This is a genomic window from Adlercreutzia sp. CNCM I-6216, from assembly GCF_977113345.1.
On the sequence record NZ_CDSBIE010000003.1, the window covers coordinates 23476 to 35683 of the forward strand.

The 12208-nt window shown below is 66.0% G+C and carries 10 protein-coding genes; 5 read left to right on the forward strand and 5 right to left on the reverse strand.

What is annotated here, in order from left to right; genetic code table 11:
- Positions 1-27: 27 nt before the first annotated feature.
- Positions 28-2223: a sensor histidine kinase gene (locus tag ACYVRU_RS03660; RefSeq protein ID WP_452039464.1), complete on the reverse strand. Its 2196-nt coding sequence runs from the start codon at positions 2221-2223 to the stop codon at positions 28-30.
- Positions 2213-2932: a response regulator transcription factor gene (locus tag ACYVRU_RS03665; protein WP_041714355.1), complete on the reverse strand. Its 720-nt coding sequence runs from the start codon at positions 2930-2932 to the stop codon at positions 2213-2215. Before ACYVRU_RS03665 ends, ACYVRU_RS03660 begins: the two co-directional genes overlap by 11 nt.
- A gap of 163 nt (positions 2933-3095) precedes the next feature.
- Between ACYVRU_RS03665 and ACYVRU_RS03670 the strand changes: the two genes are divergently transcribed.
- From ACYVRU_RS03670 to ACYVRU_RS03690, 5 genes are all read left to right on the forward strand, one after another.
- Positions 3096-4136 carry a C39 family peptidase gene (locus tag ACYVRU_RS03670; RefSeq protein WP_302223844.1) on the forward strand — a complete coding sequence of 347 codons (1041 nt, stop codon included), beginning with the start codon at positions 3096-3098 and terminating at the stop codon, positions 4134-4136.
- A 394-nt stretch (positions 4137-4530) separates the two neighbouring features.
- Positions 4531-5256, forward strand: coding sequence for an ABC transporter ATP-binding protein (locus ACYVRU_RS03675; protein WP_227070548.1), 726 nt, complete (start codon positions 4531-4533; stop codon positions 5254-5256).
- Entirely contained in the window at positions 5250-6083 is an 834-nt protein-coding gene (locus ACYVRU_RS03680; protein WP_452039463.1) for a hypothetical protein, read from the forward strand. The genes ACYVRU_RS03675 and ACYVRU_RS03680 overlap by 7 nt, the downstream gene beginning before the upstream one ends.
- Before the next feature lie 109 nt (positions 6084-6192).
- Positions 6193-6912, forward strand: coding sequence for a DUF5067 domain-containing protein (locus ACYVRU_RS03685; protein ID WP_302223840.1), 720 nt, complete (start codon positions 6193-6195; stop codon positions 6910-6912).
- Between the two features lie 101 nt (positions 6913-7013).
- A complete protein-coding gene (locus ACYVRU_RS03690) occupies positions 7014-8558 on the forward strand; it encodes a serine/threonine protein kinase (RefSeq protein WP_461185732.1) in 1545 nt (514 codons plus the stop codon).
- A gap of 154 nt (positions 8559-8712) precedes the next feature.
- Here the strand turns inward: ACYVRU_RS03690 and ACYVRU_RS03695 are convergent, their stop codons facing one another.
- The 3 genes from ACYVRU_RS03695 to ACYVRU_RS03705 form a co-directional block, all read right to left on the reverse strand.
- Entirely contained in the window at positions 8713-9600 is an 888-nt protein-coding gene (locus ACYVRU_RS03695) for a TrmH family RNA methyltransferase (RefSeq protein ID WP_227070551.1), read from the reverse strand.
- 15 nt (positions 9601-9615) lie between these two features.
- Entirely contained in the window at positions 9616-10698 is a 1083-nt protein-coding gene (locus tag ACYVRU_RS03700; RefSeq protein WP_114539272.1) for an acyltransferase family protein, read from the reverse strand.
- A gap of 283 nt (positions 10699-10981) precedes the next feature.
- A complete protein-coding gene (locus ACYVRU_RS03705; protein WP_114539271.1) occupies positions 10982-11803 on the reverse strand; it encodes a helix-turn-helix transcriptional regulator in 822 nt (273 codons plus the stop codon).
- Between the last annotated feature and the right edge of the window lie 405 nt (positions 11804-12208).

Consider the following 12208-nt stretch of genomic DNA (forward strand, 5'->3'; position numbering starts at 1 on the left):
GGGCTGACGCTCGCTTTGGTTTTGAAGCTAGCGGGACAGGCCGCGCCGCCGGGGTGTCGCATCATTATCGCGTACCGTCTTACGCGCGGGAACCTGTCCATGGCGAGCGTTACGAGGATTTAACGGAGAGGTACCTTGGCGCGGCGCGTGCGTCCGTTCGCCGACGGGGTGCTGCGGATTCGGACGGGTGGAGGCCCCGCGGCGCGTCGTCGCGGAAGGCGGCGTGGAAATTGCCCGCACGCTCGCCGGCCGCGCGGTGCGGGGCGGCACGGGCGCAACCGGCCGCTGGAGGCCCTCGGGCGCACCCGGGATGCGCGGCGCGGCGGCTGCTCCTTCAATCTCCTCCCCCTGGGTGGGAATGCGCAGGGTGAACACGGTGACGCCGCGCTCGCTTGCCGCCTCGATGTCGCCGTGGTGCGCCACGACGATTTCCCGGGCAATGGCGAGCCCCAGCCCCGCACCGCCCTTCTTCGACGAGCGCGCCCCGTCTTCGCGGTAGAACTTCTCGAAGATGGTCTCCAGATGGGCGTCGGATATCTCGCGTCCGCGGTTGGCTACGGTGATGGTGGTCGTGCGGGCGTCCTGGCGCGCGGCGATGGCGATGACGGAGTTCGCGTCGGCGTAGGCCACGGCGTTGCGCAGCACGTTGCCCAGCGCCCGGGCGAGCTTGTCCGGGTCGATGAAGAACTGGCCGGCGCCGGCGGCGTCCACGGTGATGCGGATGTTGCGGGCGGCGGCCTCGGGGAAGAACGCCTCGGCCACCTGCTGGCAGAACAGGCGCACTCCCACAGTCTCCCGCTCGATGGGAATGGCTGACAGGTTGTAGCGGGTGATCTCGAAGAACTCGTTGATGAGGCTTTCGAGGCGCTCGGCCTTCGAATAGGCGATGTCGGCGTACTTGCGCAGGGTTTCACGGGGCAGATCGGTTGTCTCGTGCAGCAGGTCTAGGTAACCGAGCACCGAGGTGAGCGGCGTGCGGATGTCGTGGGCCAAGTAAGCCACCAGCTCGTTCTTGCGCTGCTCGGCGGCGTGGGCGGCGCGCTCGTCGGCCAGCGACTGCGAGCGGATAACCGCCAGCTCGTTGCGGGCGATGGACAGATCGGCCGGCAGCTCGATGGGGGCGTCCTTGTCGGCGAGCAAGCGGCCCACGGCCCCGGACAGCTCGTCGAAGTAGCGCAGCGACCGGTTCAGGGCCCGCAGGATGATGACGAGCCAGCCGGCCACGAAGACGAGTAGAGCCAGCGGGAGCTTGAACGACTTGACGAACGTGTAGGTGGCGACGTCGCGCATGCGGTAGACGCCGTCCTCGCCGTACTGGACTTGCCAGACGGGGTGGTCGTCGGAGACGCCCAGCGCCCGCGCCTCTTCGGCGGAGGTCAGGTCAAGCCAGGCGCTGTAGGCCTGCTCCTGGGATTGGCGAAAGGCGCTTTGCAGAAGGTCGTTTAACGTTGGCTGATCGTAGCCCAGGACGGCGGCGCTGACGAGAATCCGCGTGGCCACGTCCACCGTGGTCTCCGGCGGCATGAACGTTTGGGCCTCGGGCAGGGAAAGCCCCAGCTCCTGCAGGGATGCTGATACGCGCAGCGCCGCCATGGCATGGGCGGCGCTCGCCTCGTCGGTGAAAATGCCCTCGGCCGTCAGAATGGTCTGATAGGGAAGGAGGGGAACGGCCCAGAGGGTCTTGTCGTCCGGGGCGCCGTCGGTCTCGGCATCGAGGGGCGCCACGTCATCGATGAAGGCGCTCGTGTCGCCGATGGCCGCGGCGTTGGTGCCCGAGGCGACGGCCACATCCGCCCCGAGCTTCTCAGCCCGTTCCTTGGCGTAGGCCGCGGCCGCCTCGGCGTTCTCGGGCGAGTCGGCCATCATGCTTGCATACTCCGCCAGGGCGTCTTCCATCTCGTTCACTTCGCCTTGAACCTCGGCGATAGTGCCCGCATCGTTGGAGTAGCCGCTCTCGACGGCCTCGTTGACCCAGAGGTCGAAGAGGTTGGCATCGTCGAGCAGTCCCTGGTCGGTGAGGATCTGCTGGAACTGCTCGGAGGAATTCAGGGTGCGCCAGGACGAGGTTGAGTCGGCTACCCAGTTCGCGATCGAAGGCACCATGAAGGTCTCGATGGCCAGGCAGGCCAGGGCGAAGGCCCCGCTGAACAGCAGCAGGTTGCGAATGAGGCCGCCGAGCACGCGCCGGCGCAGGACGCGGGCCTGCTCGCTTTTAAGCGCCATGGCCGGTGTCGCCGGGCGCACCGCGCAGCTTGTAGCCGACGCCCCAGGCGGTTTCGATGAACGTCGTGGAAGCGTCGATATCGGCGAGCTTCTTGCGCAGGCGGCGGATGTGCACCATGACCGTGTTGGCCGCCGCGTCGTCGAAGCGCTCGTGCCAGGCCCCTTCGAACAGATCGGCCGCCGAGACCGGTGAGCCGACCGACTGGGCCAGAATCGCCAGAATGGCGAACTCCTTGGGGGTGAGGTGCAAAGGCTCGCCGTGGAGCGTGGCCAGATGCGTGCGCAAGTCCACCTCGATGGCGCCGGCGGAAAGCAGGGTCGAGGAAGCCTGGGGCGCTGCTTGGCGTCGGCGTAGGCGCGCTTTCACGCGGGCCACCAATTCGCGGGGCCGGAAGGGCTTGGTGACGTAGTCCTCGGCGCCCAGGGTGAAGCCGACGACTTGGTCGGCCTCCTCGTCTTTCGCCGAGAGGAAGATGACGGGAATGTCCCGCATCTGGCGCATGCGAACGCAGAGTTCGAAGCCGTCGATGCCCGGCATCATGATATCCACGATGGCCAGGTCGAACGGCGTGCGGGCGAGCATGTCCAAGGCCGCCTGTCCGCTGTAGCAGGCCAGCGCGTCCATGCCCTCGGCCACGAGCAGGTTGACAACCAGATCGGCGATGGCCTGCTCGTCGTCCACCACCAGTATGTGCGCGCGTTTTTCCATAAGGGCTATTGTACGCGATTCGCCCCGGGTTTTGCCAACAGGCGTGCCATCCCGTGACAGCTTCAGGAAAAGTTAAGGTGCCCTGCCGGAAATGTCAGATTTCGCTATGGGACGCGTAAGCCGGCTCGTCGGTAAGGTGGAGGTGCAACGTAAGGAGAGATTTATGGACACTGCTGCCTACCGTTTCGACGAGGGAAACTTGTACGAAGGGGACGCGCCCTTAAGCTGCGCCGGAAGGGCGGGCGCTTCGGGCTCTTCGGGTGCTTCGAGGGTTGTCCCCAATCCCTACGGGCGGGACGCTTGGGCGCGGCCGCAGGGCGCGGGGAGTCGGTCGGCTCGTAGCGCGGGTTCGAAAACCGCCCAGGGTGCATCGCCGCAGCGGCGGCCGTCTCGCGGGTCGGCGCGGGCGTTCGCGGCTTCGGCTGCCGTGCCGGGCGTGGTGAGGGCCATGCTGGGCGGTCTGGCCCGCACGGGCCGCGCCGCGCGTGGCCGTCGCATTGGGCGACGGCGCTGGCATCTGTGGTCGGTGCTGGGCGTGGCGGCGCTCTCCGTTTTCGTGTTGGTCGCCATCTTCCAGATGGCGAACCTGTACGCCGAAGGGCTGGGGCTTGCGGGACCGGGCATCGCCTCGCCCACGGCCGACGTCGCTCCGGACGCTGCGGGCACCGAGGAGGCGACCGACCCCGTCAGCACCCCGTGCGACGAGTGGCGCGGCGGCGAGCTGCCCTTTCTTTACCAGACCGACCCCCAGTACCGCAACGCTCCCTATGCCGGCGCCACCGTGGGAGAGGCCGGATGCGGGCCGACGAGCCTGGCCATGGTCTACATCGCACTGACGGGGAAGACCGACAAGGATCCCGCCGCCATGGCCGCCTTCAGCGAGGCCGAAGGCTACGTGGAAGGGGGCCTGACCGCTTGGCGCCTCATGACCGACGGCGCGGCTGAGCTGGGACTTTCTTCTCATGAGGTGCCGGCGGACGCGGGGCGTCTTGCGGCGGAGCTCGCTGAGGGGCATCCCGTCATCTGCAGCGTGCGCCCCGGCGACTTCACGGACACGGGACACTTTCTCGTGGTGGCCGGCGTGGCCGACAACGGCGAGCTGGTCATCCACGACCCCAACAGCCCCGCCAACAGCGCCCGCACCTGGGACGTTCAGCGCGTGCTCGCCCAATGTGCCAACCTCTGGGCCTTCGAGCGGGTTTAACGGGGGCGGGACGGCGCGCTTCCAGGGTTTTCGCTTTTGGAGCAAAGCGCCCCCCTCTTTTTGGCAAGAATTTCGAGTTGTTAGACTTAGACGAGCGAATGAGAGGGCGATCTCGCCATTTTGATGGCGGTTTTGCCTGAATTGCTGATTTGGAGCAGCTGGTTTTCTGCGCGCGAACTCTAACAACTCGAAATTCTTTCCCAAAACAAGAGGGTGCATTGTCGATGCCTTCGGAAAAGCGCTGCATGACTGATTCGTCCATGCGCCCATGCGGTGGGAAGGTCCATGCGCCCATGCGGCGGGAGCGATTCGCTCATTCGATGGGGTTCCCGCTTGGCCGTTGGCGTCCGTGCTAGGATGGAGCCAGTGATTCCGAACGATGAGGAGGCTTCCCGTGGATGCCTTTGTCCCCGAAGTCGCGCCGCCGCCCTTGCTCGAGTGCCGCGACCTCACTAAGCGCTATGGCGCCACGGTGGCGCTCGACCGCTTTACTGTCAGCTTGGCCGCCGGCCGCATCGTAGGGCTGCTCGGCCCGAACGGCTCGGGCAAGACCACGCTGCTGAAGATGATCGCCGGCGTGGCCCATCCGACGGCGGGCGACATTCGCGTGGCGGGCTATGAGGTAGGCCCGGAATCGAAGGCGCTCGTCTCCTACCTGCCCGAGCGGCCCTACTTCTCCCGTTCCATGCGCGTGCGCGAGATGATCGCCTTCTTCGCCGACTTCTACGAGGACTTCGACGCCGCCTTGGCCCGGGACATGCTTGCTCGGCTCGGCGTTTCCGAGGGCGCCCCGTGCGCGGCGCTTTCCAAGGGCACCGTTGAGAAGGTGCAGCTCACGCTCGTCATGGCCCGTCACGCGGCGCTGTATCTTTTGGACGAGCCCATCGGCGGCGTGGATCCGGCGGCCCGCGATTACATCCTGCAAACGGTTATTCGCGCCTATCGGCCGCAGTCGTCCATCATCCTTTCCACCCACCTCGTGCGCGACGTGGAGGCGTTTCTGGACGACTTCATCCTGCTGCGCTATGGCCAGATGCTTCTGCACGCGCCCGTGGCCTATGTGACCCAGGGGAAGGGCACGACGCTGGACGCGTTCTTCCGAGAGGAGTTCCGATGCTAGGAAAGCTCTTCGCCCAGGAAATGCGGGCGCTTGTGAAGCCTGCGGCCATCATGCTGGCCATTATGGTCGTCGCTGGCGTGGTGGGCATCGGCTGCATCGAGGCCACCGACGCCGTGAGCCGCGCGGCGGGATTCGCCTCCCGTTATGTCAACGAGGCGTCGGCCGCTTCCAACCTGACCGTGGTGCTCGTGATGGCGGCGCTGTTCTGCGCCTTTCTCGTGTGGGCCAGCCTCGTGGCGGTCTACGTGTTCATCGCCATGCGCTTCTATCGCACGATGTTCACCGACGAGGGCTATCTCACGCTCACGCTGCCGGTGCGCACGGGCGCGCTGGTGACGGCGAAATTCTGCGCCGCCTTCCTGCTGGCGGCGGTGTTTACGCTTGCGGCCTGCGCGCTCGCCTCATTGGCCGTGCTCGCGATCTCCGACGGCGATGGGGACATGGTGTCGGTGGTGCTGTCGCTTTTGGGCGGTTGGTCGGCGCTGACGGGCAGCGGTGGTGTGGCCTCGTCGGTCATAGGCGTGGCGAACGCGCTCGTGTCCGCCGCCTACACCGTGGGGCTGGCGTTCCTCTCGTTGACGCTGGGCGCATGGTGGGCGCGGCGGCATAAGGTGGCTGCGGCCGTGGCGCTGTATGTGGGAATTGGCTGGGTGATCTCTCTTCTGTTCTCTATTGTCGGCGTTCTGGCCATGGTGGGGGACACGGGCACGGCGTCGTTTATGCTCGGCGTGGTGTCCATCATGCAGACGGTGGTGAACCTTGCCGTGGCCGGTGGCGGTGTCGCCCTGTCCGCCTACCTCGTGCGCGCCAAGGTCGATCTGAGCTAGGGAAAAATTGCCGTTGCCTTAGCTGGCAGCTAATGAAACGGTTAACGAGAACGGATACCCTTCTTCCTTGTCCGTTAGGAATAGCGCGTTTAGAAGAAGGGAATCATCTATGGAAACGCAACCTCGCTCGGCCATGGCCGTGGCTTCTCTCGTATTGGGAATCGTGGCACTGGTCACTTCGATTCTGCCGATCATCAACAACCTCTCCTTCCTTTTGGCCATCCTCGGCATCGTCTTCGCCATCGTCGGGTTGGTGGGCATTTCGAAAGGGAAAAAGAGCGGTAAGGGCTTAGGCGTCGCCGGCCTCGTGCTGTCTGTGATCGCCTTCATCCTTGTGCTCGTGATGCAGAGCGCCTTCAGCGCCGCCCTCGACCAGGCCATGGAGGAGAGCGGGCTTGATACGGCGACGGCGCAAGGCGTAGCGGCCGGAGATTCCGGATCTGCGGCCGAGCCCCAGGCGGTCGAGCAGAGCGAGGCGACGCAGGCCGCTTACGGCGTCACCATCGACGACTGCCGCGTGACCGAGGACTATCGGGGAAATCCAGCTGCCGTGGTGACCTACACCTTCACGAACAACTCCGACGAGGCGACCAGCCCCGCAGTGGCGGTTCACGCCAAAGCTTTCCAGAACGGAACCGAGCTCGAGCTGGCTGTGGTCGCCGATGCCGAGGAGTCCGGCAAGTCGATGAACGAGGTGAAGCCTGGCTCCTCCATCACTTACGAGTCGGCTTACGAGCTCGCCGACATGAGCGATCTTACCGTCGAGGTGGAAGAGCTTTTCAGCTTCAGCGACGAGCTCATCGCCGAGCAGACGTTCTCGCTGAGCTAGCGTGCCCGATGGCGCATGTCTCGGGCGCCCGTCTTCGAAGGCGGGCGCTCGGGGCGCTACAATAGGGGCTTCGTGATATGGGTCGAAGGAGAAAGAAGCGCGTGGAGGAACCGCTGACAGAGGACATGCTGGCCGAGCTCTTGGATGCGCCGGATCCGCGGGCGTTCATCAAGCGGCGCGAGGTGCCAACGAGCTGTACTGCAAGAATCGGCGAGATGCCATTGTCATCTTCGCCATCAGCCATGGCTATACGCTGCAGAAGACTGAGGAGGAGCTTTACCGGTTCGGCGAGGCGACCATTAGCTAACTTTGGTACCATGGCATTTATGGAAAACGACCCTCTTGCCGCATACCTTGACGCCCTTGCCCGCGACGTGTGCTATCGCGTCGATGAGGTATTGAAGACGGCGCCCCACGAGACGACCGAGGTGGTGTACTTTGTGGGGGCCAACGCGGCGGAGCTCGGACCGTTCGTTCGCAAGCGCATCGCGGTTGATGCGGCCATGGGGGATGCCTACGGCCACTTGTTCCAAGCGCAGCGCGCCGGGCGTCGCTTCCGACATTTGCCGCGCATCTACGATGTTCATACCACTGGCAACGAGCTGGTGGTGGTCATGGAATACATCCAGGGACGCACGCTGCGGGACGAGGTGTACGAACGCGACGGATCGGTCGCCCTGGCGGCGCAGTGGTTTCCACTCCTTTGCGACGGGGTGATGGAATTGCACGAGCAGTTCTCGCCGCCTTTGATCCATCGCGATTTGAAGCCAACGAACATCGTGGTGAGCGATGCGGGTCTCACGATCATCGACTTCGGCATTGCCCGAGCCTTTCGCGAGGGGGCTGCGGGGGATACGGCTCATTTCGGCACGCGCTGCTACGCGCCGCCCGAGCAGTTCGGCTACGGGCAGACCGACGAGCGCAGCGACGTGTATGCGCTGGGAATGCTGCTCTACTACCTGCTGGCCGAGCGCGATCCGTCGCCGTCGGTGGCTGCGGCGGGGTTCGCGGGGCCGGAAGTGCCTTTCGCGCTGCGCCCCGTGCTCCAGCGCGCCTGCGCCTTTGATCCGGCGGCCCGCTTCCAGACGGTGCGCGACCTGAAGGCGGCGTTCCTCGCGGCGCTCGCCCCAGCCGGGGCTTCTCCTGCAGACCGGGGTGTCGTTGTAACCCAGGTCGCCGGCGCGGGTCGGGTTTCCCCTGCGGATTGGGCCGCGACGGCGGTGAGTGCCGCAGCTCCGATCGATGACAGACCGCATGGCGTAGTCGTTTCTCGGGTAAGGCGTGCTTTCTCGACGCTCTCCTCCGGTGAGACGGCAGGGCTCGTGGTCGATGTCGCCCTCTTGGTGGTGTGGCTGCTGTTCATGGCAGTTCTCATCGCAATGCCGTTCACGCCCGACGAACGTTACGCCACCTGGCCGTTCTGGCTGCTCGCCTTTCAGTATTGGACGTTCGGTATTCCGTTCTTCACGGGCTTTCTTTTCATTTTGACCGACGTCCGCGTTTTACGTCGGGCGGCTCCGAGGCTTCGCCTTCTGCAGGGAGCTCGTTTGCGAATCTTGGGCATCGCGCTGGTTGTCGTGGGCGTGATAGCCGTGGGCGTGACGATGGCGATCGCGAACGCCATGGGACTTCCGACCGGCTCGTAGGGGGCCGAGCTTCCGCTCCATCCGTAGGGGGCTACCTCAGTCGCCCCTCACAAGAGGGATAACCTTGCCTGATGAGGGCTGACCAAGGTCAGCCCCTACGGGATGAGGCTGCGCGACGCTAGTCTTCCCAGCTACGGGATGTGGCTGCGCGACGCTAGCCTTCCCGGCGGGTTTCCCAGAAGGCGACGGCGCTGGCGGCGGCGACGTTCAGGGAATCGACCCCGTGGTGCATGGGGATGCGCACGGTCCAGTCGCAGGCGGCGATGGTGGAGGCGGCCAGGCCGTCGCCTTCCGTGCCCAGTACGAGGGCCAGCTTGTCGGTCGCCTTCAGGCGCGTATCGGCGATGGAAAGCGCGTCGTCGGCCAGGGCCAGGGCGGCTGTGACAAAGCCGGCGTCGCGCAGGCGCGCCACGCCCTCGCACGCCCAATCGCGCGCGCTGCCGATGCGGGCCCAGGGCACTTGGAACACCGTACCCATGGAAACGCGCGACGCGCGGCGAAACAGCGGGTCATGGCAGGCCGGCGTGAGCAGCACCGCATCGATGCCGAGGGCGGCGGCGCTGCGGAAGATGGCCCCGATGTTGGTGTAGTTCGTGACGTCCTCCAGCACGGCGACGCGGTGGGCGCCAGTAAGCAGGGCGGCCAGGTCGGGCTCGGGCGGCCGGTGAAAGGCGGCCAAGGGCCCGCGGGTCACCTCGTAGCCGGTGATGGAGCGCATCTCCTCCGAGGAGACCACGGCCACGGGGGCGGCCGGATTGGCCGTGTGCACCTTTTCCAAGAGCACTTCGGAGGCGGCGAGCCAGCGCGCATCGGTGAGCACGGCGAAGGGGACGCACCCGGCGTTAAGGGCGCGGTCGATGACGTTCACGGACTCAGCGACGAACAGGCCCGACGCCAAGCGCTCCGGCGCGCCCTCCGGGTCGATGGCGCGGGCCAGGCCCACGAGCTGCTTGGGGTCGCGCAGCTGCCCGTCGGTCATAGACGAGAACGGCGCCAGATACGGGTCGCCCCCCGCCAGGAAAGATGTTTGCGACTTGTTCATGGGCCCTAGTATACGTTAGTGCGGCGTCTTCCGGAGCATGGTGGCCGGCGCGGGCGGCAGATAGCGGGCCGGATACACGATGATGCCGGCCTTCCCAAGGCGCGAAAGGACGGCCATGATCAGCACCGGCATGCCGTAGCAGACGAGCGCCGCCCCCACGGCCGCCATCCACGGTGCTGCTGTGACGGAGATGCCGGCCGCCTTCCAAAGATGGAAGTACAGGGCGAGGCAGATGCCGTGGAAGAGCCAGATGGCCATGGTGTAGCGGGTCACGAAGTCGTAGAAGCGGTTCTGCCGCCCGCTGCGGAACACGGTGGAGAACAGGGAGGTCGCCCACAGCACGCCGAGCGCGTCCAGAACGGCGTGGGACGTCTCGCCGGTCCAGCCGGCGTAGAAGGCGATCACGCTGGTGGCCACCCACAGGGCGCCGAGGGCCCAGGCCTTCTCGGATCCGCGCACGAGGGGCAGGCCCCGGTAGAGCGCCATGGCCATGCCGCCGGCGACCCAGATCCAGTTCTCGGCCACGGAGGTGACGGCGTAGGGGAGGCGCGTGGCCATCTCGGCGGTGGCGGGCAGCGAAGCGAGCGCCACGATGGCCGCTTTCGCTGCGACGGCGGCGAACAGGAGGCCGCTGGCGTTGCGGCGGCTCTTCACGGTGGGGGTGATGGCGTAAATGATGAGGCAGGTATAGAAGTAGCCGACGGGAATGACGGGCTCGATGAAGAGCGCGCGGAGGAGATCGGCGACCGACAGAGGCGGCTTCGCGCCGACGGCCGAGTTCGTGAGCAGCACGAGCACGGTGAACGCCGCGAAGGGGATGCCCATGAGCGCCAGCTCGCGGCGGAGGTTCTGGCCCCAGGCGCGAGGGGTGCGCGTCGTGCGGTAGCGCTGGTAGAGAAAGCCCAGGCAGAAGTAGAAAATCGGCAGCTGGAAGGGAACGAGGTACTCGAGAATCCACCGACTGGCGGTCGAGGGGGTGAAAAGGCCCTGGGCGCTGCAGGTGGTGATGAGGGTGCCGAAGGCGATGAGGAGGGACGCGGTGGCTTCCACGTTGTGCGTCCAGACGTCCTTGGGGCCGCCGGAGCCGTGGCCGTGCATCTCGCCTTCGGGGACGTCGGGCGTCTTTCGAGAGCGGCTTCCCGCAAATGTTGCCGAGTCTTTCGGGCGGCCGTCAGGGGAGGCGGTCGTTGCGCTTTCGAGTTGCGGCGATGCAGGGCACGCTATGTCGGCGAAGTTGCTCATGGGTTCACGGTAGCACGCGGGCACCACGACGAAGGCGGCGCGCGGGCGCCTGTTTCCCCAATGATGACCTCTCGCGGACGCGCCTGCGAGTGCCGGCGCCGCCTACCAGATGTGCGGGCGCGCTAGCGAACGGCGCTGGCTATGGCCGTCCTCCCTCCTGCCTGCCGTGGCGCAGGGCCGCCCTGCTGCGGAGGGTCGTGGGGCTGCCAGCGGGACGGTCGGGATCTCCGCGCTCTTGCTCGCTGCCAGGGTTTTGCGCGGGGAGGCCCGTCGCCGGGTTGTCGGAGCCGCCCCCGGGCAAGCAGGTATTTTGGCCGCAGAGGGCGCATCCGGGGCGCGCGGCGCCTCGGCCGTCGGGCGGTGTCGTTTGGTTGCTGCGGCAGCAGGGAGTGTCGCGGCGGCCCCCGTCGCTCCGGTCGTCGTTGCGCTCGTCGGCCAGGATGACACGCTCGAAATCGCGCCGATTGCTGACATAGGCCTTCCGGAAGATATTCGTGGCATGGAATTGCACCGTGCGCACGGCCAGGTGCCGCTCGGCGGCGATGGTCGCATAGCTTTGATGCTGCAGGATGAGCTTGGCAATGGGCATCTCCTTGGGCGTGAGGCCCAGACTGTCCAGCTCTCCCTGGATCTGCTCGGCACGGGTGACGCGGCGCATTTGCTGCGTGCGCAGGCTTCTCTCCCGCAAGGCCAGCATCATGCCGAGTGCCGCCAGGGCGCAGGCCGCTGCCAAGGATCCGAACACGAGGGTCGACTGGTCGAGGTTCGCCGGCGCTGGCGCTCCGGCGGCGAACGAAACGGCAGCGCCGATGAGCACGAGAGCTAGCCCGAAGGAAGCCACGGCGCCTGCGAACAGGAGCGCGCCCGTCCGGTCGGTGCGCTCGCCGGTGTTTTCGCGGTTGAGCGGGGAGGGATGGAGGATGGGCGGGATCAGACCGCCGGGGTGGGCAGCTTTCAGCATGATAGTATCCTTTTGTCGGAAGGGGGAGACCCTTCGGTTGGTGGGCGCATCCGTGATGAGGCAAGGACGTCCGTGCGCCGCGGGTTGTGCCGCAGTGCGCCTGAGCGCCAGGAAGAGGGCGAGGCCTGTTGAGTTGAAAGCTGCGTTTGCCGGGCCGGAAAAACATTTCGCTTCCGGTCTCTCGCGGGTGTCCCATGATACCCCAATGGAACTGACATCGTTGGTAAAAGTGCGATCTTCGATAGTTTTATTACCACGATGCTTGGTGTTCGTTGGCGCATCGTTGCTTTCGAAAAGAGGATTTGAGCAGGGAAAACGAACCTGCTTGCTATGTTGTATCTGACATGAAATCGGCTACGTGCACAAGCCATGGTGGAATGGGCGGCACGCGCGACACGACGGGTT

Coding starts and splice junctions, on each gene's coding strand:
- ACYVRU_RS03695 (WP_227070551.1), bottom strand. CDS start 9,600: ATGAACAAGTCGCAAACATCTTTCCTGGCGGGGGGCGACCCGTATCTG.
- ACYVRU_RS03700 (WP_114539272.1), bottom strand. CDS start 10,698: ATGCACGGCCACGGCTCCGGCGGCCCCAAGGACGTCTGGACGCACAAC.
- ACYVRU_RS03660 (WP_452039464.1), bottom strand. CDS start 2,223: ATGGCGCTTAAAAGCGAGCAGGCCCGCGTCCTGCGCCGGCGCGTGCTC.
- ACYVRU_RS03670 (WP_302223844.1), top strand. CDS start 3,096: ATGGACACTGCTGCCTACCGTTTCGACGAGGGAAACTTGTACGAAGGG.
- ACYVRU_RS03705 (WP_114539271.1), bottom strand. CDS start 11,803: ATGCTGAAAGCTGCCCACCCCGGCGGTCTGATCCCGCCCATCCTCCAT.
- ACYVRU_RS03665 (WP_041714355.1), bottom strand. CDS start 2,932: ATGGAAAAACGCGCGCACATACTGGTGGTGGACGACGAGCAGGCCATC.
- ACYVRU_RS03680 (WP_452039463.1), top strand. CDS start 5,250: ATGCTAGGAAAGCTCTTCGCCCAGGAAATGCGGGCGCTTGTGAAGCCT.
- ACYVRU_RS03685 (WP_302223840.1), top strand. CDS start 6,193: ATGGAAACGCAACCTCGCTCGGCCATGGCCGTGGCTTCTCTCGTATTG.